At 72.2% G+C, this 24,852-nt stretch carries 22 protein-coding genes; 6 read left to right on the top strand and 16 right to left on the bottom strand.

Annotation, left to right across the window (positions count from 1 at the left end; translation table 11 throughout):
* Window positions 1-39: 39 nt before the first annotated feature.
* The 3 genes from zwf (at window position 40) to pgl (ending at window position 3,414) form a co-directional block, all read left to right on the top strand.
* On the top strand, window positions 40-1,581 hold the full coding sequence (zwf, locus tag ACZCLJ_RS02670) for a glucose-6-phosphate dehydrogenase (RefSeq protein ID WP_251151125.1): 1,542 nt from the start codon (window positions 40-42) through the stop codon (window positions 1,579-1,581).
* A 106-nt stretch (window positions 1,582-1,687) separates the two neighbouring features.
* Complete coding sequence (opcA, locus tag ACZCLJ_RS02665; RefSeq protein ID WP_463105363.1) at window positions 1,688-2,605, top strand: glucose-6-phosphate dehydrogenase assembly protein OpcA; 918 nt, start codon at window positions 1,688-1,690, stop codon at window positions 2,603-2,605.
* Window positions 2,602-3,414, top strand: coding sequence for a 6-phosphogluconolactonase (gene pgl, locus ACZCLJ_RS02660; protein WP_463105362.1), 813 nt, complete (start codon window positions 2,602-2,604; stop codon window positions 3,412-3,414). The genes opcA and pgl overlap by 4 nt, the downstream gene beginning before the upstream one ends.
* A gap of 178 nt (window positions 3,415-3,592) precedes the next feature.
* Here pgl and ACZCLJ_RS02655 read toward each other — a convergent pair whose 3' ends face one another.
* The 9 genes from ACZCLJ_RS02655 to uvrC form a co-directional block, all read right to left on the bottom strand.
* Window positions 3,593-3,940: an RNA polymerase-binding protein RbpA gene (locus ACZCLJ_RS02655; RefSeq protein ID WP_251151128.1), complete on the bottom strand. Its 348-nt coding sequence runs from the start codon at window positions 3,938-3,940 to the stop codon at window positions 3,593-3,595.
* 96 nt (window positions 3,941-4,036) lie between these two features.
* Complete coding sequence (gene secG / locus ACZCLJ_RS02650) at window positions 4,037-4,279, bottom strand: preprotein translocase subunit SecG (RefSeq protein WP_251151129.1); 243 nt, start codon at window positions 4,277-4,279, stop codon at window positions 4,037-4,039.
* Window positions 4,280-4,523: 244 nt separating this feature from the next.
* On the bottom strand, window positions 4,524-5,315 hold the full coding sequence (gene tpiA / locus ACZCLJ_RS02645; protein ID WP_251151130.1) for a triose-phosphate isomerase: 792 nt from the start codon (window positions 5,313-5,315) through the stop codon (window positions 4,524-4,526).
* Between the two features lie 74 nt (window positions 5,316-5,389).
* Window positions 5,390-6,589, bottom strand: coding sequence for a phosphoglycerate kinase (locus tag ACZCLJ_RS02640; RefSeq protein WP_463105361.1), 1,200 nt, complete (start codon window positions 6,587-6,589; stop codon window positions 5,390-5,392).
* Window positions 6,590-6,741: 152 nt separating this feature from the next.
* Window positions 6,742-7,746 carry a type I glyceraldehyde-3-phosphate dehydrogenase gene (gene gap, locus ACZCLJ_RS02635; RefSeq protein WP_251151132.1) on the bottom strand — a complete coding sequence of 335 codons (1,005 nt, stop codon included), beginning with the start codon at window positions 7,744-7,746 and terminating at the stop codon, window positions 6,742-6,744.
* A gap of 385 nt (window positions 7,747-8,131) precedes the next feature.
* Entirely contained in the window at window positions 8,132-9,112 is a 981-nt protein-coding gene (gene whiA, locus ACZCLJ_RS02630) for a DNA-binding protein WhiA (protein WP_251151133.1), read from the bottom strand.
* A 111-nt stretch (window positions 9,113-9,223) separates the two neighbouring features.
* The gene (locus ACZCLJ_RS02625) at window positions 9,224-10,189 is read right to left on the bottom strand and encodes a gluconeogenesis factor YvcK family protein (protein WP_251151134.1); all 966 of its coding nucleotides are present in this window, start codon (window positions 10,187-10,189) and stop codon (window positions 9,224-9,226) included.
* Between the two features lie 7 nt (window positions 10,190-10,196).
* Window positions 10,197-11,135: an RNase adapter RapZ gene (gene rapZ / locus ACZCLJ_RS02620; RefSeq protein WP_463105360.1), complete on the bottom strand. Its 939-nt coding sequence runs from the start codon at window positions 11,133-11,135 to the stop codon at window positions 10,197-10,199.
* Window positions 11,136-11,155: 20 nt separating this feature from the next.
* Window positions 11,156-13,279, bottom strand: a complete 2,124-nt coding sequence (gene uvrC / locus ACZCLJ_RS02615) for an excinuclease ABC subunit UvrC (RefSeq protein WP_463105359.1) — start codon at window positions 13,277-13,279, stop codon at window positions 11,156-11,158.
* A gap of 101 nt (window positions 13,280-13,380) precedes the next feature.
* Between uvrC and ACZCLJ_RS02610 the strand changes: the two genes are divergently transcribed.
* A complete protein-coding gene (locus ACZCLJ_RS02610) occupies window positions 13,381-13,866 on the top strand; it encodes an OsmC family protein (RefSeq protein WP_463105358.1) in 486 nt (161 codons plus the stop codon).
* A gap of 101 nt (window positions 13,867-13,967) precedes the next feature.
* Here the strand turns inward: ACZCLJ_RS02610 and uvrA are convergent, their stop codons facing one another.
* Window positions 13,968-16,961: an excinuclease ABC subunit UvrA gene (gene uvrA, locus ACZCLJ_RS02605; protein WP_463105357.1), complete on the bottom strand. Its 2,994-nt coding sequence runs from the start codon at window positions 16,959-16,961 to the stop codon at window positions 13,968-13,970.
* 124 nt (window positions 16,962-17,085) lie between these two features.
* Between uvrA and ACZCLJ_RS02600 the strand changes: the two genes are divergently transcribed.
* Window positions 17,086-17,847, top strand: a complete 762-nt coding sequence (locus tag ACZCLJ_RS02600; protein WP_463105356.1) for an MBL fold metallo-hydrolase — start codon at window positions 17,086-17,088, stop codon at window positions 17,845-17,847.
* A 16-nt stretch (window positions 17,848-17,863) separates the two neighbouring features.
* Here the strand turns inward: ACZCLJ_RS02600 and ACZCLJ_RS02595 are convergent, their stop codons facing one another.
* Window positions 17,864-18,607 (bottom strand): Type 1 glutamine amidotransferase-like domain-containing protein, encoded by a 744-nt coding sequence (locus ACZCLJ_RS02595; RefSeq protein WP_463105355.1) that lies wholly within the window; start codon window positions 18,605-18,607, stop codon window positions 17,864-17,866.
* Window positions 18,608-18,735: 128 nt separating this feature from the next.
* Here ACZCLJ_RS02595 and ACZCLJ_RS02590 point away from each other — a divergent pair, with 128 nt between their 5' ends.
* Complete coding sequence (locus ACZCLJ_RS02590) at window positions 18,736-19,035, top strand: YciI family protein (protein ID WP_251151141.1); 300 nt, start codon at window positions 18,736-18,738, stop codon at window positions 19,033-19,035.
* 4 nt (window positions 19,036-19,039) lie between these two features.
* Here ACZCLJ_RS02590 and ACZCLJ_RS02585 read toward each other — a convergent pair whose 3' ends face one another.
* The 5 genes from ACZCLJ_RS02585 to coaE all read right to left on the bottom strand — a co-directional run bounded on the left by ACZCLJ_RS02585 (window position 19,040) and on the right by coaE (window position 24,807).
* Window positions 19,040-20,146, bottom strand: coding sequence for a TerC family protein (locus ACZCLJ_RS02585; RefSeq protein WP_463105354.1), 1,107 nt, complete (start codon window positions 20,144-20,146; stop codon window positions 19,040-19,042).
* Window positions 20,146-21,150 carry a TerC family protein gene (locus ACZCLJ_RS02580; RefSeq protein ID WP_463105353.1) on the bottom strand — a complete coding sequence of 335 codons (1,005 nt, stop codon included), beginning with the start codon at window positions 21,148-21,150 and terminating at the stop codon, window positions 20,146-20,148. The genes ACZCLJ_RS02585 and ACZCLJ_RS02580 overlap by 1 nt, the downstream gene beginning before the upstream one ends.
* A 238-nt stretch (window positions 21,151-21,388) precedes the next feature.
* Window positions 21,389-23,497, bottom strand: a complete 2,109-nt coding sequence (gene uvrB / locus ACZCLJ_RS02575) for an excinuclease ABC subunit UvrB (protein ID WP_463105352.1) — start codon at window positions 23,495-23,497, stop codon at window positions 21,389-21,391.
* Between the two features lie 72 nt (window positions 23,498-23,569).
* Window positions 23,570-24,187, bottom strand: a complete 618-nt coding sequence (pcp, locus tag ACZCLJ_RS02570; RefSeq protein WP_463105351.1) for a pyroglutamyl-peptidase I — start codon at window positions 24,185-24,187, stop codon at window positions 23,570-23,572.
* Window positions 24,184-24,807 carry a dephospho-CoA kinase gene (coaE, locus tag ACZCLJ_RS02565; RefSeq protein WP_463105350.1) on the bottom strand — a complete coding sequence of 208 codons (624 nt, stop codon included), beginning with the start codon at window positions 24,805-24,807 and terminating at the stop codon, window positions 24,184-24,186. The genes pcp and coaE overlap by 4 nt, the downstream gene beginning before the upstream one ends.
* Window positions 24,808-24,852 lie beyond the last annotated feature (45 nt).

Genomic DNA, 24,852 nt, shown 5'->3' with positions numbered 1-24,852 from the left:
CAGACCTCTCCTCTCCTTCGAACGGAACGGTGCCACCAGGTGAGACCGGCCAAGATCACGGCAGAGCACAACCCCCTGCGCGACCCCCTCGACCTGCGACTGCCTCGCATCGCGGGCCCGTGCGGGCTCGTCATCTTCGGCGTGACGGGTGACCTCGCGCGCAAGAAGCTCATGCCCGCGGTGTACGACCTCGCGAACCGCGGCCTCCTCCCCCCGGGCTTCGCCCTCACCGGTTTCGCGCGCCGCGACTGGGAGGACCAGGACTTCGCCCAGGTCGTCCACGACGCGGTCAAGGAGCACGCGCGCACCCCGTTCCGCGAGGCGACGTGGCGCCAGCTCGCGGAGGGCATCCGCTTCGTGCAGGGCTCGTTCGACGACGACGACGCGTTCGAGCGCCTGCGCGAGACCGTCGAGACGCTCGACGCGGAGCGCGGCACGGGCGGCAACCACGCCTTCTACCTCTCGGTCCCCCCGGGCGCGTTCCCGGTCGTCTGCCGCCAGCTCGCCGAGTCCGGTCTCTCGCGCTCCGAGGGCGACGCCTGGCGCCGGGTGGTCATCGAGAAGCCGTTCGGGCACGACCTGGAGAGCGCGCGCGAGCTCGACGCGGTCGTCTCCGAGGTCTTCCCGCCGGACTCCGTCTTCCGCATCGACCACTACCTCGGCAAGGAGACGGTCCAGAACCTCCTCGCCCTGCGTTTCGCGAACCAGATGTTCGAGCCGATCTGGAACGCGCACTACGTCGACCACGTGCAGATCACCATGGCCGAGGACATCGGCATCGGCGGTCGCGCGGGCTACTACGACGGCATCGGCGCCGCGCGGGACGTCATCCAGAACCACCTGCTGCAGCTCCTCGCGCTCGTCGCCATGGAGGAGCCCGTCTCGTTCGACGCCCCCTCGCTGCGTGCCGAGAAGATCAAGGCGCTGTCGTCCGTCCGGCTGCCGCGCGAGCTGTCGCGGCACACCGCGCGGGGCCAGTACGCCGCCGGTCTGCAGGGCGGCGAGGAGGTCATCGGCTTCCTCGACGAGGACGGCATCTCCCCCGACTCCAAGACCGAGACCTACGCCGCGGTCCGCGTCGACATCGACAACCGCCGCTGGGCCGGCGTGCCGTTCTACCTGCGCACCGGCAAGCGCCTCGGGCGCCGCGTGACCGAGGTCGCGGTCGTGTTCAAGAAGGCGCCGCACCTGCCGTTCGAGACGTCGCAGGCGTCCGACCTCGGCAACAACGCCCTCGTCATCCGCGTGCAGCCCGACGAGGGCGTGACGATGCGCTTCGGCGCCAAGGTCCCCGGGACGGCGATGGAGGTCCGCGACGTCACGATGGACTTCGGCTACGGCCACGCCTTCACGGAGTCCTCCCCCGAGGCCTACGAACGCCTGATCCTCGACGTCCTGCTCGGCGACCCGCCGCTGTTCCCCACGCGCGAGGAGGTCGAGCTGTCGTGGAAGATCCTCGACCCGATCACCGCGCACTGGGCCGCGAAGGGCAGGCCCGAGCAGTACCGCTCCGGCACCTGGGGCCCCGCGTCCGCCGACGAGATGCTCGCACGCGACGGCCGCTCGTGGCGGCGCCCGTGAGCCCCCGCAGCCGCTCGCGCCACCCCGCCGACCGCACCGCCGGACGGCACCGACCCGCGCGTCACCCGGCGCGCACCGCCAGCACGCGACCGGGGAGGACCCCGCGATGATCATCGACCTGCCCGACACCACGACGAACGCGGTGAACAAGCGCCTCGTGCGCCTCCGGGACGAGGGCGGCGCGATCGCCCTCGGTCGCGTCCTGACCCTCGTCGTCATCGCGCGCGAGTCCGACGTGGAGACGTCGATCGAGGCCGCGAACGACGCGAGCCGTGAGCACCCCTGCCGGGTCGTGGTCGTGGCTCCCGCGTCGCGCGGCAGCAGCGCGCGTCTCGACGCCCAGATCCGCGTCGGCGGGGACGCCGGCGCGTCGGAGGTCGTCGTGCTGCGCACCTCCGGTCCGCTGCACGAGCACGCCGACACCCTCGTCATGCCGCTGCTCCTGCCCGACGCCCCGATCGTCGTGTGGTGGCCCGGCGAGCCGCCGGCCTCGCCCGACGACGACCCCGTCGGCGCGATGGCGCAGCGCCGCATCACCGACTCGATCACGGCGAAGGACCCCGCGGCCACGCTCGCGGCGCTCGCGACCACCTACGGCCCCGGCGACTCGGACCTGGCCTGGGCGCGCGTCACGCTGTGGCGCGGGCTCATCGCCGCCGCGCTCGACCAGCCGCCGTACGACCCCGTGACGAGCGTGACCGTCGAGGGGCAGGCGAAGCACACGTCGCTCGACCTGCTCGCCGCGTGGCTCGGTCAGCGCCTGCGCTGCCCCGCGGAGGTCGTGCGACGCCGGGGCGCCGAGGCGATCACGCGCGTGACGCTCGAGCGCAAGAGCGGTCCCGTCGTCCTCGACCGGCCCGACGGCCGCACCGTCACGATCAGCCAGCCCGGCAAGCCGGACCGCCGGGTCGCCCTGCCGATCCGCACGCTCAGCGAGGCCCTCATCGAGGAGCTGCGACGCCTCGACCCCGACGAGATCTACGGCGAGGTGCTGACCAAGGGGCTCACCAAGGTGGGCGCGTGAGCGGCGACGGCACCGTGACCCACGGGACTGCCCACGCCTCGCACGCACGCCTCGTCGTCGTGCACCCGGACGGCACCGTCCTCGCCGAGGCCGTCGCCTCGCGCCTCGTGACGCGTCTCCTCGACGTGCAGTCGACGCGCCGCCCCGTGCACGTCGTCCTGACGGGCGGGACGGTCGGGATCGCGAGCCTCGCGGCCCTCGCGCGCCACCCGGCGCGCGACGCCGTCGACTGGTCCGGCGTGCACCTGTGGTGGGGGGACGAGCGCTTCCTCGCGTCCGGAGACCCGGACCGCAACGAGACGCAGGCCCGGGACACGCTCCTCGCCCACCTCCCGCACCTCCCCGCGGAGAACGTGCACCCGATGCTCGCAGCCGACGTCGTCGCGACGCCGGAGGACTCCGCGGCGCGGTACGCGGAAGAGCTCGCCGCGCACGCCGTCGGCGGCTCGGCCGTCCCGGAGTTCGACGTCCTGCTCCTCGGGATGGGACCGGACGGTCACGTCGCCTCGTTGTTCCCCGGCCACCCCGGCCTGGACGTGTCAGGGGTGCCGGCGGCGGGTGTGCACGGGTCGCCGAAGCCTCCGCCGGAGCGCGTCACCCTGACGTTCGAGGCCCTCGCGGCCGCGCGCCAGGTGTGGGTCGTCGCGGCGGGCGCGGAGAAGGCGCCGGCAGTGGCGTCGGCTCTCGGCGGCGCAGACCGGCACGACACCCCCGCGGCCGCCGTCGCGGGGACCGAGCGCACGCTCTGGCTCGTCGACGTCGCGGCAGCCGGGACCGGCGACGCGGCCGAGGTCAGCGCGAAGGGCTAGACCCCGGTCCGTCCGTGTGCGCGGCGTGGGACGACGCACCTCCCGGCCACGTACCTCACGACGACGGCCCGCCTCCCCACGCTCGGCGTGGAGGGGCGGGCCGTCCCGTTCGGGTCTTCTTGGGGGACGCCTGCGTCCCGCGACCCGGTGACGCGTGACGCGCAGCCAGCAGGTGTTCTCAGCGTCCGCGGCGTGCGCGCAGCGCGGCCAGGGCCTCGTCGAGGATCGCGACGCCGTCCTCGTCGGAGCGCCGCTCCTTCACGTACGCGAGGTGCGTCTTGTAGGGCTCGTTGCGCACCGGGACCGGCGGGTTCTCGGGGTCCTGGCCGGCGGGAAAGCCGCACCGCGGGCAGTCCCAGGTCTCGGGCGCCTGGATGTCGGCCTCCGACGAGAAGCTGGGCCGGGTCTCGTGGCCGTTGGCGCACCAGTACGAGACCCCGAACCGGGGAGCCATGTCGCCGCGCTCGGACTCGCCGAGCGGCCCGGCCCCCACCCGCGACCCGCGGATCGCGCTACCACCTGCCACGTCTACTCCCCCGTCATGCGTGCCACCGTCGGCACCCGGTCGTTGCAGGCGGAGCACCTCGCCCCGCCCGACGCCGCCCCGTCCAGGGCGGCGTGGTCAGCTCACCTTCTGGATCAGACCCAGCAGGACGATGACGACGGCCCAGACGAGCGCGAAGGTCACCGTGATGCGGTTGAGGTTGCGCTCGGCGACGCCGGAGCTGCCCACGGAGCTCGAGATCCCGCCGCCGAACATGTCGGAGAGGCCGCCGCCCTTGCCCTTGTGCATGAGCACGAGCAGGGTGAGGAAGCCGCTGGTGAGAACCAGCAGGATCTGGAGGATGATGCGCAGCACGTCCACGAGTACGTCCTTGAGGCTCAGGGCCGGCTCGACGAGGTCGAGGGCGACCGCACGGTTGTCGTGCGCAGGCCGTGGCCTGCCGCACAGGGGACAAGAGTAGGCGACGCAAGGCCACCACGGCTAACCTCCGCCGAGGCGTCTCGCGTGCTGGCCACCGCGGCCCGTCCGCGCGAGGCGGACGCGGACGCGAGGCGGGGCACCGCGGTCCCCGGTCGCACGAGCGACCGGGGACCGCGGGCACGGGTCACGCGGTCGCGTGCGCCTGGTAGCGGGCGATCTTCGCGAACTCCTCGGGGTCGAGGCTCGCGCCGCCGACGAGCGCGCCGTCGACGTCGGGCTGCGCCATGATCGCCGCGACGTTCGACGACTTCACGGACCCGCCGTAGAGGACGCGCGTCGCGGCGGCGACGTCACCGTCGTAGAGGTCGCCGAGGGCACCACGGATCGCGCCGCAGACCTCCTGCGCGTCCTCGGGCGTCGCGACCTCGCCGGTGCCGATGGCCCAGACGGGCTCGTAGGCGATGACGAGGTCGGCGATCTGCGCCGCCGGGAGACCCGCCAGCGCACCCTCGACCTGCGCGAGCGTGTAGGCGATCTGCTCGCCCGCCTTGCGGACCTCGAGGCCCTCGCCCACGCAGAGGATCGGCGCGAGGCCCTGGCCCACGGCCGCGACGATCTTCTCGTTCACGAGCGCGTCCGACTCGCCGTGGTACTGGCGGCGCTCGGAGTGCCCGATCACGACGTAGGAGACACCGAGCTTCGAGAGCATCGACGCGGAGATCTCGCCGGTGTACGCGCCCTCGGCGTGCGCCGAGACGTCCTGGGCGCCGTACTTCAGCTCGAGCTTGTCGGCGTCGACCAGTGTCTGCACGGAGCGCAGGTCCGTGAAGGGCGGGAGCACGGCGACCTCGACGGCCGCGTAGTCGTGCTTGGCGTCCTTGAGGGTCCACGCCAGCTTCTGCACGGTGTGCGTCGCCTGGTGGTGGTCCAGGTTCATCTTCCAGTTGCCCGCCATGAGCGGGGTGCGGTTCGCCACGATCGTCTTCTCTCGTCGTGACGCGCGGCCCCGGTCCCCCAGGGCCGCGCGTCGGGGATGTACTAGGGCGGGGTTCAGGCTTCGAGGACCGAGATCCCCGGCAGCTCCTTGCCCTCGAGGAACTCGAGGCTCGCGCCGCCACCGGTCGAGATGTGGCTGAAGCCGGCCTCGTCGAACCCGAGCGTGCGCACGGCCGCGGCGGAGTCGCCGCCGCCGACGATCGTGAACGCCCCCTGGGCGGTCGCGTCGACGAGCGCCTGCGCGACGGCACGCGTGCCGCCGGCGAACGCGTCGAACTCGAAGACGCCCATCGGGCCGTTCCACACGACCGTCTTCGCGTCGACGATCTTGCTCGCGAACAGCTCGCCCGAGGCGGGACCGATGTCGAGCCCGATCTTGTCCGCGGGGATCGCGTCGGCGGCGACGACCTCGTGCGGCGAGTCGGCCGCGAACGCGTCCGCCACGACGATGTCGGTCGGCAGGACGATCTCGACGCCGTTCTTCTCGGCGTCGGCGAGGTAGCCCTTGACCGTCTCGATCTGGTCCGCCTCGAGCAGCGACTTGCCGACCTGGTGGCCCTGCGCCGCGAGGAACGTGAACACCATGCCGCCGCCGATGAGGAGCCGGTCGGCCTTCGTGAGCAGGTTCGCGATGACCCCGAGCTTGTCGGAGACCTTCGAGCCGCCGAGCACGACGGCGTACGGCCGCTCCGGGTCCTCGGTCGCGCGCTTGAGGGAGTCGACCTCCTTGAGCACGAGCTGGCCGACGGCGGCGGGCAGCACCTGCGCGACGTCGTAGACCGACGCCTGCTTGCGGTGCACGACGCCGAAGCCGTCGGACACGAACGCGTCGGCGAGGCCCGCGAGGTCGTTCGCGAGGGACCGGCGCTCGGCCTCGTCCTTGGAGGTCTCGCGCGCGTCGAAGCGGATGTTCTCGAGCAGCGCGACCTCGCCCTCGCCGAGACCGGCGACGGTCTCCTGCGCCGACGGGCCGACGACGTCCTCCGCGAGGTGCACCGGCACCCCGAGCAGCTCGCCGAGACGGGCCGCGACGGGTGCGAGCGAGTACTTGGCGTCCGGCTCGCCCTTGGGGCGGCCGAGGTGCGCCGTGACGACCACCTTCGCGCCGGCGTCGGTGAGCCTCTTCAGCGTCGGGAGCGCCGCACGGATGCGGCCGTCGTCCGTGATGGTCGTCCCGTCGAGCGGGACGTTGAAGTCGGAGCGGACCAGCACGCGCTTGCCGCGCAGGTCGCCCAGGTCGTCGATGGTCTTCATGCGGTCTCCTACGGTTCGGTCGCCGTCGTGCGGCGCGCGGCTCGGCCGGCGCGGCCCGCACATGAGGACGTCCGCGTGCGCGTCACCGGCCGTGGCCGGGACGCGCACGCGGACGCATGGTGCTCAGGGCTGGCGCTACGGGAGCGGCAGGGTCAGAGCTTGTCGCCGACCAGCTGGGTCAGCGCGACGAGGCTGTTCGAGTAGCCCCACTCGTTGTCGTACCAGGAGACGACCTTGACCTGGTCGCCGATCACCTTGGTGAGCTTCGAGTCGAAGATGCTCTGGTGCGGGTCCGTGACGATGTCGCTCGAGACGATCTCGTCCTCGACGTAGGACAGGACGCCCTTGAGGGGACCCTCGGCGGCAGCCTTGACCGCGGCGTTGACCTCCTCGACCGTGACCTCCTTGGAGGCGGTGAACGTGAGGTCCGTGGCCGAGCCGGTGATCGTCGGAACGCGGAGCGCGAAGCCGTCGAGCTTGCCCTTGAGCTCGGGGAGCACGAGGGAGACGGCCTTGGCGGCACCCGTCGAGGTGGGGACGATGTTCTGCGCGGCGGCGCGGGCGCGACGCAGGTCGCGGTGCGGGCCGTCCTGCAGGTTCTGGTCACCCGTGTAGGCGTGGATCGTGGTCATGAGACCACGCTCGATGCCGATCGAGTCGTTGAGGGCCTTCGCGAGCGGGGCGAGGCAGTTCGTGGTGCACGACGCGTTCGAGATGATGTGGTGCGCGGCCGGGTCGTACTGGTCCGAGTTCACGCCGACGACGAACGTCGCGTCCTCGTTCTTCGCCGGGGCGGAGATGATGACCTTCTTGGCGCCGCCGTCGATGTGCGCCTTGGCCTTCGTCGCGTCGGTGAAGAAGCCGGTCGACTCGATGACGATGTCGGCGCCCAGCTCACCCCAGGGGAGGTTGGCGGGGTCGCGCTCCGCGAGCGCACGGATCTTCTTGCCGTCGACGATGATGTTCTCGTCGTCGAAGTCCACGCTCAGGGGGAAACGGCCGAGGACCGTGTCGTACTTGAGCAGGTGCGCGAGCGTCTTGTTGTCGGTGAGGTCGTTGACACCGACGATCTCGATGTCAGCCCCCGACGCCACGATGGCGCGGTAGAAGTTCCGTCCGATACGACCGAAGCCGTTGATACCGACGCGGATGGTCACAATGCCCTCCTCAGGGCGCGCCGGGTGTACCGACGCACACGGTTGATGCCGAACGATCACGTACGACGGCGTACGCAGGTGGTGATCACGCCCGTGCTCGCTGCCCGATCATCGGCTCAGCACCCGTCGTGCTCGCGGGATCGTCACGGCGACAGCCGGGACCACCCACGCCCACGAGGGGTGTCAGCGAAGGAGCACGTCGTTGTCACCTGACGTACCCGAGCCTATACCAACACCTCTCCATCGTGTGACCTGGATCCCACGCTTCGGGACCATGGTCCCGAAGGTGCGTGCCGTCCACGGTGCCACGTGTCGCGGGGCGCGCAACAGGGACCGGTCCCGCGCGCGTCCGGCCGGTCCCGTCAGCGACCGAGGCTGGATTCCGTCACAGGTCGAGCAGCTCGGGGCTCAGTCCGGCCTCGGTGTCAGGGATCCCCAGCTCTGCCGCCCTCTTGTCCGCGGTCGAGAGCAGCCGGCGGATGCGGCCCGCGACGGCGTCCTTGGTCAGCGGCGGGTCGGCGAGCTGTCCGAGCTCCTCGAGGGACGCCTGCTTGTGCGCCAGGCGCAGCTCGCCCGCCTCGCGCAGGTGGTCGGGAAGGTCGGGACCGAGGATCTCGAAGGCCCGCTCGACACGAGCGCCCGCCGCCACGGCGGCCCGTGCGGAGCGACGCAGGTTCGCGTCGTCGAAGTTCGCGAGCCGGTTCGCCGTGCCGCGGACCTCCCGCCGGGTGCGCCGCTCCTCCCAGACGAGGACCGCGTCGTGCGCCCCGAGCCGCGTGAGGAGCGCGCTGATCGCGTCGCCGTCGCGGATGACCACCCGGTCGATGCCACGCACCTCGCGCGACTTCGCGGAGATCCCGAGGCGTCGTGCCGCGCCCACGAGCGCGAGCGCGGCCTCGGGGCCGGGGCAGGTCACCTCGAGCGCGGACGAACGTCCCGGCTCCGTCAGCGAGCCGTGCGCGAGGAACGCCCCGCGCCACGCCGCCTCGGACTCCTCGACCCCGCCCGAGACGACCTGCGGCGGGAGGCCGCGCACGGGGCGTCCTCGCTGGTCCAGGAGGCCGGTCTGGCGGGCGAGCGACTCGCCGTCCCGCACGACGCGCACCACGTAGCGGCTGCTCTTGCGCAGGCCGCCCGCCGAGACGACGATCAGCTCGCTCGTGTGCCCGTAGACGTCCGCGATGGTCTCGCGCAGGCGCCGGGCGGCGATCGCGGTGTCCAGCTCGGCCTCGATGACGATGCGACCGGAGATGAGGTGCAGGCCCCCGGAGAAGCGGAGCATCGCCGAGACCTCCGCCTTGCGGCAGGAGGTCTTGTCCACCCGCACTCGTGCCAGCTCGTCCTTCACCTGTGCCGTGAGCGCCATGGCGACATCCTGCCATCGATCGACGGGCCGGGCGGGCGGTCCCGGCGGCACCGTGCCCCGCCGCGAGCACCGGCACGGCCCCGTCGCGCGCCCTGCGGACCGAGGACCGGATCAGCGCGTGCGCGTCCCGACGTCGCCGAGGAAGTCGTCGAAGACGTCGCGGTACGCCGCCGCGAGACGCAGGGCGTCGTGGCGTGCGGTGCCGTCACCGAGCGCGACCTGGCGCAGCAGGAGACGTGCTCCCATCCGCTGGGCCGCCTCGGCGAGCTGCTCCGTGTCCTCCACCGCGGTCGGGTCTGCGACGACGGCGTCGATGAGGAGCCCGGGCGCGTGCTTGTGCAGCGCCTCGAGGTGGTCGGTCGCCGACAGACCGTACGTCTCGCCGGTCTCGCTCGACAGGTTGAGCGTCACGCAGCGACGCGCGCTCGTCTCGTGCAGCGCGGCGGCCAGCTCGGGGACCAGCAGGTGCGGCATGACCGAGGAGAACCACGACCCGGGACCGAGGACGACCCAGTCCGCGTCCCGCACGGCGGCGACCGCCTCGGGGCAGGCCGGCGGGTCGGGCGGCACGAGCCGCAGCTGCTCGATGCGACCGTGGGTCACCGCGACCTCGCTCTGACCGACGACGGTCTCGAGCCCGTTCCCCGTCCGTACGTCCGCCTCGATCCCCAGCGGCACCGCCGCCATGGGGAGCACGCGACCGCGGGCCCCGAGCAGGCGTCCGACCCAGTCGAGCCCGGCGACCGGGTCGTCGAGGAGCTCCCACAGCGCGACGATGAGCAGGTTCCCCACGGCGTGGTTGTCGAGGTCGCCCTCGGACGTGAACCGGTGCTGCAGGAGCGCGCTCCACGTACGACCCCACTCGGAGTCGTCGCACAGCGCCGCGAGCGCCATGCGCAGGTCTCCGGGGGGCAGCACGCCGAGCTCCGCCCGCAGCCGCCCGGACGACCCGCCGTCGTCGGCCACGGTGACGACGGCGGTGAGCCGGTCGGACATGAGCCGCAGCGCCGACAGGCTCGCGGACAGCCCGTGCCCGCCGCCGAGCGCGACGACCGCCGGGGACCTCCTCGTGACCACGTCCGGCTCACTCCTTCCCGAGGTCGCGTGCCGTGACGGTCACGCGCTGGCCCTGTGCGCGCAGGCGCGTGGCGATGGCCTCGCTGATCGCGACGGAACGGTGCTTCCCGCCCGTGCACCCGACGGCGATCGTGACGTACCGCTTCTCCTCGCCGAGGTAGCCCGCGAGGACCGGCTCGAGGGCGCTGACGTAACGGTCCACGAACTCGATCGCACCCGGCCGACCGAGGACGTAGTCACGCACCGGGACGTCCCGGCCGGTGAGGTGGCGCAGCTCGGTGATCCAGTACGGGTTCGCGAGGAAGCGCACGTCGACCACGTGGTCCGCGTCGAGGGGCAGACCGTACTTGAAGCCGAACGACACGACGTTGATCCGCAGGGTGTCGGGCGTGCCGTCGGCGACGGCGGACCGCACCTCGCGCGCGAGGTCGTGCACGTTGAGCTCGGACGTGTCGATGACGACGTCGGCGCGCTCCTCGAGGCTCGCGAGCAGGCGTCGCTCCTCCCCGAGACCGTCGAGGATGCGCCCCTCCCCCTGCAGCGGGTGCGGGCGCCGCACCTGCTCGTACCGGCGGACGAGGACCTCGTCCGAGGCGTCGAGGAACAGGATGCGGTAGAAGACGCCGTTCTGGCGCAGGTGGTCGAGGACCTCCACCAGGTCGGTGAAGAACTCCCGTCCGCGCACGTCCACGACGGCGCCGATGCGCTCGAGCGTCGACCCGGAACGGGTCATGAGGTCGACGAGCGGCACGATCATGCGCGGCGGCAGGTTGTCGACGACGTACCAGTCGAGGTCCTCGAGGACCGCGGCGGCTCGCGAGCGCCCCGCGCCGGACATGCCGGTGATGATGAGCACCTCCGGCGCGCGGCGCTCGGGCGCGTGCGTGGCCGCCTCGATCGCCGGGATGCCGCTCGGGACCGTGGTCGGGGAGGGTTCCGGTCTCATGGTCCCAGCATGCCAGCCGGTCACGGCCGGACGGTGGCTGCGTCCGTGGCCGGTGTGTCCGCGGCCGCCCCCGGCGCGGAGGTCGTGCCGCCGTCCGCGAGCGCGGCGACGACGGCCTGCGCGGTGCGCGCTCCCATCCCCGGGACCGTCGCGATCTCCTCGGCGCTCGCCGCGCGCAGCCGCTTGACCGAGCCGAAGTGCTTGAGGAGCGCGGCCTTGCGCGCCGGCCCGAGGCCGGGGACGTCGTCGAGCGCCGAGGCCGTCATGCCCTTGCTGCGCTTCCTGCGGTGCTGGCTGATCGCGAACCGGTGCGCCTCGTCGCGGACGCGCTGCAGCAGGTACAGGCCCTCCGACGAGCGCTGCAGGATCACCGGGTAGTCCTCGCCCGGGAGCCAGACCTCCTCGAGGCGCTTCGCCAGGCCGCACAGCGCGACGTCGTCGACTCCCAGCTCGGCGAGCGCGCGGGCGGCCGCCGCGACCTGGGGCGGGCCGCCGTCGACCACGACGAGGTTCGGGGGGTAGGCGAAGCGCGCACGACGGTCCGTCGGGGTCTCGGGATCGACCTCGCCGCTGCGCGGCACGTACCCGGCGACGGCTGCCGCGCGCTCCGCCTCGCGGTCCGCGGCGTCGGCCCCACCGCCGACCTCGTCGGCCTCGAGGTCCATCTCGACCTCGCCCGAGCGCGAGCGGTCCGCGACGTACCGCTTGAACCGGCGCGAGATGACCTCGTGCATCGCGGCGGTGTCGTCGCGTGCACCGTCGCCCTCCGGCCCGCGGATCGTGAAGTGCCGGTACTCGCTCTTGCGGGCGAGCCCGTCCTCGAAGACGACCATGGACGCGACCTGGTAGGTGCCCTGGTTGTGCGAGACGTCGTAGCACTCGATCCGCAGGGGTGCCGTGTCGAGGTCGAGCGCCTCCTGGATCTCGCGCAGCGCCTGGCTGCGCGTCGTGAGGTCGCCCGCGCGGCGCGTGCGGTGCAGCGCGAGCGCGTGCTCGGCGTTGGTCCGGACGGTCGCGGCGAGCTCCTTCTTGTCCCCGCGCTGCGGGACGCGCACGTCGACGCGGGCGCCCCGCAGGCCGGTCAGCCACGTAGTCACCTGGTCCGGGTCTGGCGGCAGGACGGGGACGAGCACCTCGCGCGGCACGACGTCGCGGGCACCGCCGCGCGCACCCGCCCCGGTGCGTGCGTCGACCGCCGCAGCCTCCTCCGCCGCGCCGTAGACCTGCTGCAGGAGGTGCTCGACGAGCTCGGCGTCCGTGACGTCCTCGACCTTCTCGACGATCCAGCCGCGCTGGCCACGGATGCGACCACCGCGGACGTGGAACACCTGGACCGCGGCCTCGAGCTCGTCGCCCGCGAGCGCGAACACGTCGGCGTCCGTCGCGTCGCCGAGCACGACGGCGTTCTTCTCCGTGGCCCGCTGGAGCGCCCCCAGGTCGTCGCGCAGGCGCGCCGCGGCCTCGTACTCCATCGCGGCCGCGGCCTCGCGCATCTTGCGCTCGAGGCGCTTCACGAACCGCTGCGTGTCCCCCGCCATGAAGTCGCAGAAGTCCTCCGCGAGGGCCTTGTGGTCCTCGGGGGTGATGCGCCCGACGCACGGGGCGGAGCACTTGTCGATGTAGCCCAGCAGGCACGGCCGGCCCGTCTGGTGCGCACGCTTGAAGACCCCCGCGGAGCACGTGCGCACGGGGAAGACGCGCAGCAGCAGGTCGAGGGTCTCGCGGATCGCCCACGCGTGGCCGTACGGACCGAAGTACCGCGTCCCGGGACGCTTGGCGCCGCGCATGACCTGCGCGCGCGGGAACTCCTCGCCCATCGTCACCGCGAGGTACGGGTAGGACTTGTCGTCGCGGTACTTGACGTTGAACCGCGGGTCGAACTCCTTGATCCACGTGTACTCGAGCGCGAGCGCCTCGACCTCGGTCCCCACGACGGTCCACTCGACGGACGCCGCCGTGGTCACCATCGTCTGGGTGCGGTGGTGCAGGTTCGCGACGTCCTGGAAGTAGCTCGACAGGCGTGCCCGCAGGTTCTTCGCCTTGCCGACGTAGATGACCCGGCCGTGCTCGTCCCGGAACCGGTAGACCCCGGGCGAGGTCGGGATCTCCCCCGGCGCAGGGCGGTACGTCGCGGGGTCAGCCATGGTCTCCAGCCTAGGTCAGCGCACCGACAGGAGGTCGCCGGTGGGGTTCGGTCGGTCACGAGCCGATGTGAGCCGGGTCACCGGCCGTTAGGGTGACCGGCATGAGCGCACAGCACGGGTACTCCGCGACGGTCCGCTGGACCGGCGCCGGCACGAGGGGCACGAGCTCCTACACCTCGTACGACCGGGACCACGACGTGCTGCTCGACGGACGCCCGCCCCTGCCCGGGTCCGCCGACCCGGCGTTCCGCGGAGACCCGACGCGCTACAGCCCCGAGGAGCTGTTCGTCGTCAGCATCTCCCAGTGCCACATGCTCTGGTTCCTGCACCTCGCCGCGGCGGCGGGCGTCGTCGTGCGCGAGTACGTCGACGACGTCACCGGCACGATGCGCGTCGAGTCCGGCGGCGAAGGCCAGTTCACCGACGTGACGCTGCACCCGCGCGTGGTGGTCGACGACGGCCCGGGCACCGACGACGAGGCCCTCGCCGTCCTGCACCACCGCGCGCACGACCACTGCTTCATCGCGCGCTCGGTGAACTTCCGCGTCCTCGTCGAGCCGGCTCCGGCGCGGGGCGCCGCCGCCTGACGCTCTCCGGCCGCGCCGGTCGTCGGCACGACGCGACCGTGCCCTGGCGCCTCCACGACGTCGGTCGTCGCGACGACCGGGGACGAGAGGGACCGGCGCCGTCAGGCCGCGGACGCCTTGCGGCGGGAGCCGCTGCGTCCGGGTCCCGACTCGTCGGTCGCCCGGCGCGCCCGGGACGACCGGCCCTTCGCCGTGGCACCGGTCGCCGGCGCATCGGCCTGCGGCTGCGCCGGGGCGCCGACCGGCACGTCGGGGTGCTCGTCGAGGATCTCCGCGAGGAACCGCCCGGTGTGGCTCGCGGCGACCCGCGCGACCTGCTCGGGCGTGCCCTGCGCGACGACCTTCCCACCCCCGGAGCCGCCCTCTGGTCCCATGTCGACGACCCAGTCAGCGCTCTTGATGACGTCGAGGTTGTGCTCGATCACGAGCACCGAGTTGCCCTTGTCGACGAGCGACTGCAGCACGCCCAGCAGCTTGCGGATGTCCTCGAAGTGCAGCCCCGTCGTCGGCTCGTCGAGCACGTAGATCGTGCGGCCCGTCGAGCGCTTCTGCAGCTCGCTCGCGAGCTTGACGCGCTGCGCCTCGCCGCCCGACAGCGTCGGTGCGGGCTGCCCGAGCCGGACGTACCCGAGCCCCACCTCGACCAGGGTCTTGAGGTGGCGCGAGATCGCCGGGACCGCGGCGAAGAACTCCGCAGCCTCCTCGATCGGCATGTCCAGCACGTCCGCGACCGTCTTGCCCTTGAAGTGGACCTCGAGCGTCTCGCGGTTGTACCGCGCGCCGTGGCAGACCTCGCACGGGACGTAGACGTCGGGGAGGAAGTTCATCTCGATCTTCAGCGTGCCGTCGCCCGAGCAGGCCTCGCAGCGCCCGCCCTTGACGTTGAACGAGAACCGGCCGGGCGTGTAGCCCCGGACCTTGGCCTCCGTGGTCTCGGCGAAGAGCTTGCGCACGTGGTCCCACACGCCCGTGTACGTCGCGGGGTTCGACCGCGGCGTACGACCGATCGGGCCCTGGTCGACGTGCACGACCTTGTCGAGGTGGTCGAGCCCGGTGACGCGCGTGTGCCGCCCGGCGACCTGGCGGGCGCCGTTGAGCTCGTTGGCGAGCACCGTGTAGAGGATCGAGTTGACGAGCGTCGACTTGCCCGAGCCGGACACGCCGGTCACGGCCGTGAAGGTCCCGAGCGGGAAGCTCACGTCGATGCCCGTGAGGTTGTGCTCGCGCGCGCCGACGACCGTGACCTGACGGCCGGGGTCCGTGGGGCGCCGCTCCGCGGGCAGCGGGATGCTCCGCCGGCCGGACAGGTACGCGCCCGTGACGGACTCCGGCGCCTCGAGCAGCCCGGCGTAGTCGCCCGAGTGGACGACGCGACCGCCGTGCTCCCCCGCGCCCGGGCCGATGTCGACGATCCAGTCCGCGGTGCGGATCGTGTCCTCGTCGTGCTCGACGACGATGAGCGTGTTCCCGAGGTCGCGCAGGCGCGTGAGCGTCTCGATGAGGCGACGGTTGTCGCGCTGGTGCAGGCCGATGCTCGGCTCGTCGAGCACGTAGAGGACACCGACGAGACCTGAGCCGATCTGCGTCGCGAGCCGGATGCGCTGCGCCTCACCGCCGGACAGCGTCGCTGCCGGGCGCTCGAGCGAGAGGTAGTCCAGGCCGACGTCGAGCAGGAACCCGAGGCGGGCGTCGATCTCCTTGAGCACCTCCGTGGCGATCGCGCGCTCCCGCTGACCCAGCTCGAGCCCGCCGAGGAACTGTGCGGCCTCGCGCAGCGGGAGCCGGCACACGTCCCAGATCGACTTCCCGCCGACCTTGACGGCGAGCACCTCGGGCTTGAGCCGTGCGCCGCGGCACACGGGGCACGGCACCTCGCGCATGTACGCCTCGTACTTCTCCTTCGACCAGTCGGACTCGGTCTCGGAGTGACGACGCTCGAGGAACGTGATGACGCCCTCGAAGCCCGTGGAGTACTGGCGCTCACGGCCCCAGCGGTTCTTGTACCGGACGTGCACCTCGTGGTTCTGCCCGTGCAGGACCGCCTTCTTCGCACGCTCCGGCAGGGCCCGCCACGGGGTGTCCATGGAGAAGCCGAGGTCGTCCGCGAGCGCCGTGAGGACACGCTCGAAGTACTCGGAGGAGACCTGGGCCCACGGCGCGACCGCGCCCTCGCCGAGCGACTTCTCCTCGTCGGGGATCACGAGGTCCGGGTCGACCTCGAGACGGAAGCCGATGCCCGTGCACTCGGGGCACGCGCCGTAGGGAGCGTTGAAGGAGAACGTGCGCGGCTCGACCTCGTCGAGCGCGAGCTCGTGGTCGTTCGGGCACGCGCGCTTCTCCGAGAAGCGGCGTTCGCGGGCGGGGTCGTCGGCCTCGGCGTCCACGAGCTCGACGACGACGAGCCCGCCCGCGAGGCCGAGCGCCGTCTCCACCGAGTCGGTGAGCCGCCGCTGCACGCCCTCGCGCGCGACGAGCCTGTCCACGACCACCTCGATGTCGTGCTTGAGCTTCTTCTCGAGCGCGGGCGGGTCGGTGAGCGTGCGCACCTCGCCGTCGACGCGTGCGCGGGCGAAGCCCTTGGCCTGCAGCTCCTTGAAGAGCTCGGAGTACTCGCCCTTGCGACCGCGCACGACCGGTGCGAGCACCTGGTAGCGCGTGCCCTCGGGCAGCTCGAGCAGACGGTCGACGATCTGCTGGGGCGTCTGCGCGGTCACGCGCTCCCCGCACACCGGGCAGTGCTGCGTCCCCGCGCGCGAGAACAGCAGGCGCAGGTAGTCGTAGACCTCGGTGATGGTGCCCACCGTCGACCGCGGGTTGCGGTTGGTCGACTTCTGGTCGATCGACACCGCCGGGGACAGGCCCTCGATGAAGTCGACGTCGGGCTTGTCCATCTGGCCGAGGAACTGCCGGGCGTACGCCGACAGGGACTCGACGTACCTCCGCTGCCCCTCGGCGAAGATCGTGTCGAACGCGAGGGACGACTTCCCGGAGCCGGACAGGCCGGTGAAGACGATGAGCTGGTCGCGCGGGAGGTCGAGGTCGACGTCGCGGAGGTTGTGCTCGCGGGCACCGGAGATGACGAGGCGATTGCTCACCGAAGAATGGTACGACCGACCACCGACACTCGCACAGATGTTCGACGCGTCTCCCCCGGATCCGCACGTCCCGGTCCCCGCAGGTCCACGCCCGTCGCGTCGGCGCGACCGGCAGACTGTGCGCATGACGTACACGGGCACGGTCGTGGTGGGAGGTCCGGCGGACGTCCGCCGGCTCGACGAGCTGGAGATCCGCAAGGTGGCGGTCGGCCGGATGGCGAACGACGCGTACCTCCTCACGTGCCGGCGCACCGGCGACCAGGTCCTCGTCGACGCCGCGGCCGAGCCGCGCCGGCTGCTCGCCCTCCTCGCCGAACCCGCCGAACCCGCCGAACCCGCCGACGCGCGGCGGAGCCCCACGTCGTCCGGCGGCGACCCGGCGGGTCGCCTGACGACCGTCGTCACGACCCACCGCCACCACGACCACGTCGGGGCGCTGGCCGACGTGGTCGCCGCGACCGGGGCCGTCCTCGCGGTCGGGGACGCCGACGCCGACGCGGTCACGGCGGAGACCGGGGTCCCCGTCGGCCGGAGGCTGCACCACGGGGACACGGTCGCCGTCGGGCGGTCGCTCCTCGAGGTCGTCGCGCTGCGCGGCCACACCCCGGGGTCGGTCGCGCTCGCCTACCGCGAGCCCTCGCCCGCGCGCGCCCCCGACGCCGTGGCCCGACGGGTGCACCTGTTCACCGGCGACTCGCTGTTCCCCGGCGGCGTGGGGAACACCGACCACGACCCCCAGCGGTTCGCCCAGCTCCTCGACGACGTCACCGAGCGGGTCTTCGAGCGGTTCGACGACGACACGTGGGTCTACCCGGGTCACGGTGCCGACACGACGCTCGGCGCGGAGCGCCCCCACCTCGAGGCGTGGCGCGCCCGCGGCTGGTGACGAGGGCGCGGGGGCGTCAGCGCGCGCCGCTCAGCTCGCGCGGCTCGATCCGCCCCTCGACGGCTCTGGACGAGCCGTCGGCGTCCACCTCGCGGCGCACCTCCCACGCGCCAGCGCCGCGGACCTCGGTGACCGCCTCCACGAGGTGCCCGCCCCGGTAGACGAGTCCCACGCCGTCGTCCGTCGCGTACGAGGTGGGCAGCGTCCCCTCCGCCACGAGACGCTGCAGGAGCGGCCGGCGGCCGGGCTCCGCGTCGTAGTGGACGCCGTTGCCGTACGGCACGAACGCGAGACCGTCCGTTCCCGGCCGCAGCTCCGGTCCGAACGAGTCCGTCGGGCCGCCGACGTGCCAGCACAGCGACCCGGCGCTGATGCCCGCGAGCACGACGCCGCTCTCCCCCACCGCGTGCAGGATCTCGGGCAGGCCGTGCGCCCGCCAGACCGCGAGGAGGTTGACGACCGACCCGCCTCCGACCCACACGACGTCGTGCTCGCGCAGGAAGGCCTCCACGTCGTCCACGTTCGGCATGCTGAACAGCGACAGGTGGGACATCCGCACCCCGGCGACGCGCGCGGCCTCGTCGAGCTCCGCGTGGAACCACGACTGGTCGCCGCCGGCTGTGCCCACGTGGCACACGCGCGGTGTGCCGGCGACGCCGGCGAGCTCGGTAGCGTGTCGGACGATCGGCCCGAGCGCAAGGCGGGTCCGGTGCCCGGGCGCGTACCCGCCGGACGTGGCGAGGATCGTGAGGTCGCTCATGCGCCGCGACCCTAGGTGCCCTGCGCCGTGGCCGCCACGTCATTCCGGCACGGGGTCGGGGACGACCTCCGCACGGCTGCCGACGGACGGGCCTCCGCGCCCGCCCGGAGCCCTGCTTCAATGGCGCCATGCCGATCCACGCCGTGACCTACGTCTACCCCGCCCGCCCCGCCGAGCTCGACGCGGTCCGTGCCGAGCACCGGGCCTTCCTCCGCGGGCTGCACGAGCAGGGGACGCTCCTCGCGTCGGGGCCTCTGCCCGCGACGGACGACGCAGCCGCCGGTGCGCTCCTCGTGCTCGACGCCGGGTCCCCCGTCGCCGCGGCCGAGATCCTCGACGCCGACCCGTTCGCGCGCGCCGGCCTGGTGGCCGAGCGCACGGTGCGCCCGTGGTCGCCCGTGATCGGGGACTGGGCTCACCGCGCCTGACGGGCTACGGCGCGTCGCGCGTCGCCGGGGCGTCCCCGACGGCCGTCGCGTCGACCGGCTCGGCCTCCGCGGTGGTCCGCCCCTCGACCGTGGAGGCGCCCTCCACCGCATCGGCGGCCACGTCCCGCGACGCCACCGCGCCCTGGGCCCGCGTGCGCAGCAGGCTCGCGACGGTCGTCACGAGAAGAGCGCCGACGATGACGACGAGCGAGAGCCAGATCGGGACGGTCGGGACGGACTCAAGGTGCTCGCCGCCGTTGATGAACGGCACGGTGTTCTCGTGCAGGGCCTCGAGCACGAGCTTGACCCCGATGAACCCGAGGATCACCGCGAGACCGATCGGCAGGTAGACCAGCCGCTCGAGCAGTCCGCCGAGCAGGAAGTACAGCTGGCGCAGGCCCATGAGGGCGAACACGTTCGTCGTGAAGACGATGAACGGGTCCTGGGTCAGCCCGAAGATGGCCGGGATCGAGTCGAACGCGAAGAGCAGGTCGGTGCTGCCGATCGCGAGGAAGACGACGACGAGCGGCGTGAAGACCTTCCGGCCGTCCTCCACGGTGCGCAGGCGTCCGCCGTCGTACCGCGTGCCGATCGGCAGCACGCGGCGCAGCAGACGGACCGCCCGGTTCTCCTGGTACTCCTCGGCGTCGTCACCACCGGTGACGAGCTTGATCGCGGTGTACACGAGGAACGCGCCGAACAGGTAGAACACCCAGACGAACTGCTCGAGCACCGCCGCACCCGCGAGGATGAACGCCCCGCGGAGCACCAGGGCGACGATGATCCCCACCATGAGCACGCGCTGCTGCTGCTCCTTGGGCACCGCGAACCTCGCCATGATGATGACGAAGACGAAGAGGTTGTCGACCGACAGGCTGTACTCCGTGAGCCAGCCTGCGTAGAACTCCCCCGCGGGCGCTGCTCCCCCGACGGCACCGACGATCGCCCCGAAGGCGAGCGCGAGCGCGACGTAGAACCCGACCCACAGCGCGCTCTCGCGCATCGACGGGACGTGCGGGCGCCGCCCGACGACGAACAGGTCGACGAGGAGGAGGACGCCGAGCGCCGACAGCGACGCCCACTCGAACCAGAGCGGGAGCTCGTGGACCATCAAGAACCTTCTTCGATGCGCGCGTCCTCACGACGACGGTCGGCGTTCGACCGGGCCAGGCTCGCGACGGTGGTGATCGTCAGGACGACGAGGATGAAGCCCAGGGAGACGGCCGTGGAGATCTCGGGGATCGCCGTGATGTGCTCGCCACCGTTGATGAAGGGCACCTCGTTGGTGTGCAGCGCGTGGATGACGAGCTTGATGCCGATGAACCCGAGGATCGCCGCGAGGCCGTAGTTGAGGTAGACCAGGCGGTCGAGCAGCCCGTCGATGAGGAAGTAGAGCTGGCGGAGGCCGAGCAGCGAGAACGCGTTCGCCGCGAAGACGAGGTAGGTCTCCTGGGTCAGGCCGAAGATCGCCGGGATCGAGTCGACGGCGAAGAGCAGGTCGGCGCTGCCGATCGCGATCATGACGATGAGCATCGGCGTGATGAACCGCTTGCCGTCGATCTTCGTGGTCATGTGGTCCTCGACGTACGTGTCCGTCGTCGGGAACAGGCGCCGCGTGAGGCGCAGGACCGCGTTCTCCTTGAACTCCTCCTCGTGCTCGGTCCCGGAGCGCGCCTGCGCGATCGCGGTCCAGATGAGGAAGGCGCCGAAGATGTAGAAGACCCAGGCCCAGTTCTCGATGACGGCGGCACCCAGGAGGATGAAGATCGTGCGCAGGACCAGCGCGATGGTGATCCCGATGAGCAGGACCTTCTGCTGGTAGAGCCTCGGGACCCTGAAGCTGGTCATGATGAGGACGAACACGAAGAGGTTGTCGACCGACAGGCTCTTCTCGGTGATGTACCCGGCGAAGTACTCGCCGCCGTACGTGCCGCCCCAGACCACCCAGACGATCACGCCGAACACGAGGGCGACGGCGACGTAGGCGATGGACCACCGCGTGGCCTCGCGCAGGCTGGGGGCGTGGGGTGTTCGGACGTGGCCGACGTAGTCGACGGCGAGCATCGCGAGGATGACGCCGACGGTGACGATCCAGACCCAGACGGGGACGTCCATGCAGGTAACCTCCGGTACGTAGCACTGAGTACCGAAGGTCTCTTCCGCCACGCAGCGCACGACCGTCGAGGACGGAACGGAGGCTGCGGGACCGGTGACACCGGACCGACGACTGCGCCGGTCGTGATGACGACATCACCGCGGAGGAATACTCCCCTTCAACGAGGAGCCAGCATAGGCCATGCGGGCTCCCCAGGACACAACGTCGCCGGAGAGCGAGACCATCCCGCCCGCGTGGTCAGGCCGTGGCCGCCTGCATCTGCCGCAGCTCCTTCTTGAGCCCCGAGATCTCGTCGCGCAGGCGCGCCGCGAGCTCGAACTGGAGCTCTCCGGCCGCGGCGTGCATCTGGTCGCTGAGCTCCTGGATCAGCTCGGCCAGGTCGCTCGCCGCGGCGCCCGCGAGGCGGTTGCCCGTCGTCGCCCCCTCCTTCGGCCCACCCGGCACCGGGGCCCTGCCCTTGGCGCCCTTGCCCGGCTGGCGGAAGCCGCCCGCGAGCAGCTCGGCGGTGTCCACGTCCTCGCGCGCGAGCATGTCGGTGACGTCGGAGATGCGCTTGCGCAGCGGCGTCGGGTCGATGCCGTGCTCGAGGTTGTACGCGACCTGCTTCTCGCGCCGTCGGTCGGTCTCCTCGATCGCCGCCTCCATCGCGGCCGTGATCCTGTCCGCGTACATGTGCACCTGGCCCGAGACGTTGCGGGCTGCGCGGCCGATGGTCTGGATGAGCGACGTCGGGGAGCGCAGGAAGCCCTCCTTGTCGGCGTCGAGGATCGCGACGAGCGACACCTCCGGCAGGTCGAGGCCCTCGCGCAGCAGGTTGATGCCGACGAGCACGTCGTACTGGCCGAGCCGCAGCTCGCGCAGCAGCTCGACGCGACGCAGCGTGTCGACCTCGGAGTGCAGGTACCGCACCCGCACGTCCTTCTCGAGCAGGTAGTCCGTCAGGTCCTCGGCCATCTTCTTGGTGAGGGTCGTGACGAGCACACGCTCGTTGCGGTCCGCGCGCTCGCGGATCTCGTGCAGGAGGTCGTCGATCTGACCCGTCGTGGGCTTGACCACGACCTCCGGGTCCACCAGGCCGGTCGGTCGGATGATCTGCTCGACCACGCCGTCGGACATCGACAGCTCGTACGAGCCCGGCGTCGCGGACAGGTAGACCGTCTGGCCGATCCGCTCGACGAACTCCTCCCACCGCAACGGCCGGTTGTCCATCGCGCTGGGGAGCCGGAAACCGTGGTCGACGAGGCTGCGCTTGCGCGACATGTCACCCTCGAACATCGCGCCGATCTGCGGGACGGTCACGTGCGACTCGTCGATGACGAGGAGGAAGTCCTCGGGGAAGTAGTCGAGCAGCGTGTTCGGCGGCGTGCCCTGCACGCGGCCGTCGATGTGGCGCGAGTAGTTCTCGATGCCGGAGCACGTGCCGATCTGCCGCATCATCTCGATGTCGTAGGTGGTGCGCATGCGCAGGCGCTGCGCCTCGAGCAGCTTGTTCTGCTGCTCGAGCTCCGCGAGGCGTTCCGTGAGCTCCGCCTCGATCGACGTGATCGCCCGCTCCATGCGCTCCGGCCCGGCGACGTAGTGCGTCGCGGGGAACACGTGGATCGACGGCTCGGACCGGACGACGTCGCCCGTCAGCGGGTGCAGCGTCTGGATCGACTCGATCTCGTCGCCGAAGAACTCGATCCGGATCGCCAGCTCCTCGTACACCGGGATGATCTCGACCGTGTCGCCGCGGACGCGGAACGTGCCGCGCGTGAACGCCAGGTCGTTGCGCGTGTACTGCATGGTGACGAACTGGCGCAGGAGGTCGTCGCGCTCGACCTGCATGCCGACGTCGAGCCGCACCATGCGGTCCACGTACTCCTGGGGCGTGCCCAGGCCGTAGATGCAGGACACGGAGGCGACGACCACGACGTCGCGCCGCGTGAGGAGCGAGCTCGTCGCCGAGTGCCTCAGGCGCTCGACCTCGTCGTTGATGGACGAGTCCTTCTCGATGTAGGTGTCCGTCTGCGCGATGTACGCCTCGGGCTGGTAGTAGTCGTAGTACGAGACGAAGTACTCGACGGCGTTGTTCGGGAGCAGCTCGCGGAACTCCGTGGCGAGCTGCGCGGCGAGCGTCTTGTTGGGCGCCATGACGAGCGTCGGGCGCTGCAGCTCCTCGACGAGCCACGCCGTCGTCGCCGACTTGCCGGTACCGGTCGCGCCGAGCAGGACGACGTCCTTCTCCCCCGCACGGACGCGACCGGCGAGGTCCGCGATGGCCGTGGGCTGGTCCCCCGAGGGCTGGAACTCCGAGATCACCTCGAAGGGCGCGGCGGTTCGCTGCAGGTCGGTCACGGGGCGCATGGAACCCACCGTACGGCCCGCCACCCACACCCACACGCGGCGTCAGCCGAGGGCTGAAGGGTCAGCGACGGATCAGGACTCCGCGCCCGCCGCGAGGACCGGCTCGCGCGCGCCGGCGAGCGCAGCCCGCGCCACGACCGTCACCGCGCGCACCTGGTCGTCGATCGCCAGGACCTGCGCGGAGGGCACGTGGACGAAGCCGGCGCGCAGGTCGGGCGCACCGGCCGCGTGGTGCATGAGCCGGTAGAAGGTGGCGTTGCAGACGTACGTGCCGGCGGTGTTCGAGACCTCGGCGGGCAGCCCTTCCGCCCGCAGCGCGGCGAGCGCGCCCTTGAGCGGCAGACCAGACCAGTAGGCCGCTGGGCCGCCCGCGACGACCGGCTCGTCGACCGGTGCGGCACCCGCGTTGTCGGGGATCCGCGCGTCGACCACGTCGATCGCGACGCGCTCCAGCCGGACGGCCTGCGACCCGCCCGCCAGGCCGAGCGCGAGCACGACGGACGGCGCGTGCTCCCGGATCGCGTCCTCGAGGACCGGCCACGCGCCGTCGAACGTGCACGGCAGGCGGGCCGCGACGACGTCGTCGCCGACGAGCTCGCGCCCGCGGGCCGCGAGCGCCCGTGCGGTCTCCCACGACGGGTTGGTGTCGTCCCCGCCGAACGGTTCGAAACCGCTGACCAGGACGGTCACGCGTCGGCCTCGCTCTCCTCGTCGAGCTCCGTGCAGACCTTGGCCCAGAGGTCGTCGACCTGCGCACGGAGCGCGTCCGGCGGCCCGCCCCCGTCGAGCGTGACGTCGGCGACCGCGAGCCGTGCGGCGTCGTCGGCCTGGGCCCCGATCCGGGCGGCGGCCTCGACGGGATCGAGACCGCGCGTCGCGAGCCGGTCGGCCCGCAGGTCGGACGGCGCGCGCACGACGACCACGAGGTGGAAGTGCGAGGGGTCGCCGGTCTCGACGAGCAGCGGGATGTCGTGCACGACGACGGCCCGGGGGTCGGCCGCGGCGGCCGCGGCCTCGTGCTCCGCGGCCAGGCGGCGCACCTCCGGGTGCACCACCGCGTTGAGGCGCTCTCGCGCCGCGTCGTCGGCGAAGACGATCCGGCCGAGCGCCGGGCGGTCGAGCGTCCCGTCGGCGGCGAGGACCTGGGGGCCGAAGGCCTCGACGACCTCGTCGAGGCCGACCGACCCCGGCGCGACCGCCTCCCGGGAGAGGACGTCGTAGTCGATCACCACGGCGCCCAGCTCGGCGAAGCGTGCGAGGGCGACGGACTTGCCTGCCGCGATGCCTCCGGTCAACCCGATGCGGAACATGCGCCCATCCTGCCAGCCGGGTCGGCACGTCACCTGCGCGAGGCG

The sequence above is a fragment of the Cellulosimicrobium sp. So1_17 genome (assembly GCF_055181235.1).
The sequence above is the reverse complement of the archived record's forward strand: the minus strand, read 5'-3'. Positions and strand labels throughout refer to the sequence as shown.

Bases quoted from the DNA above. Each gene is read 5' to 3' on its own strand.
- opcA (WP_463105363.1), top strand. From the start codon at position 1,688: ATGATCATCGACCTGCCCGACACCACGACGAACGCGGTGAACAAGCGC.
- ACZCLJ_RS02640 (WP_463105361.1), bottom strand. From the start codon at position 6,589: ATGAAGACCATCGACGACCTGGGCGACCTGCGCGGCAAGCGCGTGCTG.
- whiA (WP_251151133.1), bottom strand. From the start codon at position 9,112: ATGGCGCTCACGGCACAGGTGAAGGACGAGCTGGCACGAGTGCGGGTG.
- rapZ (WP_463105360.1), bottom strand. From the start codon at position 11,135: ATGAGACCGGAACCCTCCCCGACCACGGTCCCGAGCGGCATCCCGGCG.
- uvrC (WP_463105359.1), bottom strand. From the start codon at position 13,279: ATGGCTGACCCCGCGACGTACCGCCCTGCGCCGGGGGAGATCCCGACC.
- ACZCLJ_RS02610 (WP_463105358.1), top strand. From the start codon at position 13,381: ATGAGCGCACAGCACGGGTACTCCGCGACGGTCCGCTGGACCGGCGCC.
- ACZCLJ_RS02600 (WP_463105356.1), top strand. From the start codon at position 17,086: ATGACGTACACGGGCACGGTCGTGGTGGGAGGTCCGGCGGACGTCCGC.
- ACZCLJ_RS02595 (WP_463105355.1), bottom strand. From the start codon at position 18,607: ATGAGCGACCTCACGATCCTCGCCACGTCCGGCGGGTACGCGCCCGGG.
- ACZCLJ_RS02590 (WP_251151141.1), top strand. From the start codon at position 18,736: ATGCCGATCCACGCCGTGACCTACGTCTACCCCGCCCGCCCCGCCGAG.
- ACZCLJ_RS02585 (WP_463105354.1), bottom strand. From the start codon at position 20,146: ATGGTCCACGAGCTCCCGCTCTGGTTCGAGTGGGCGTCGCTGTCGGCG.
- ACZCLJ_RS02580 (WP_463105353.1), bottom strand. From the start codon at position 21,150: ATGGACGTCCCCGTCTGGGTCTGGATCGTCACCGTCGGCGTCATCCTC.
- uvrB (WP_463105352.1), bottom strand. From the start codon at position 23,497: ATGCGCCCCGTGACCGACCTGCAGCGAACCGCCGCGCCCTTCGAGGTG.
- coaE (WP_463105350.1), bottom strand. From the start codon at position 24,807: ATGTTCCGCATCGGGTTGACCGGAGGCATCGCGGCAGGCAAGTCCGTC.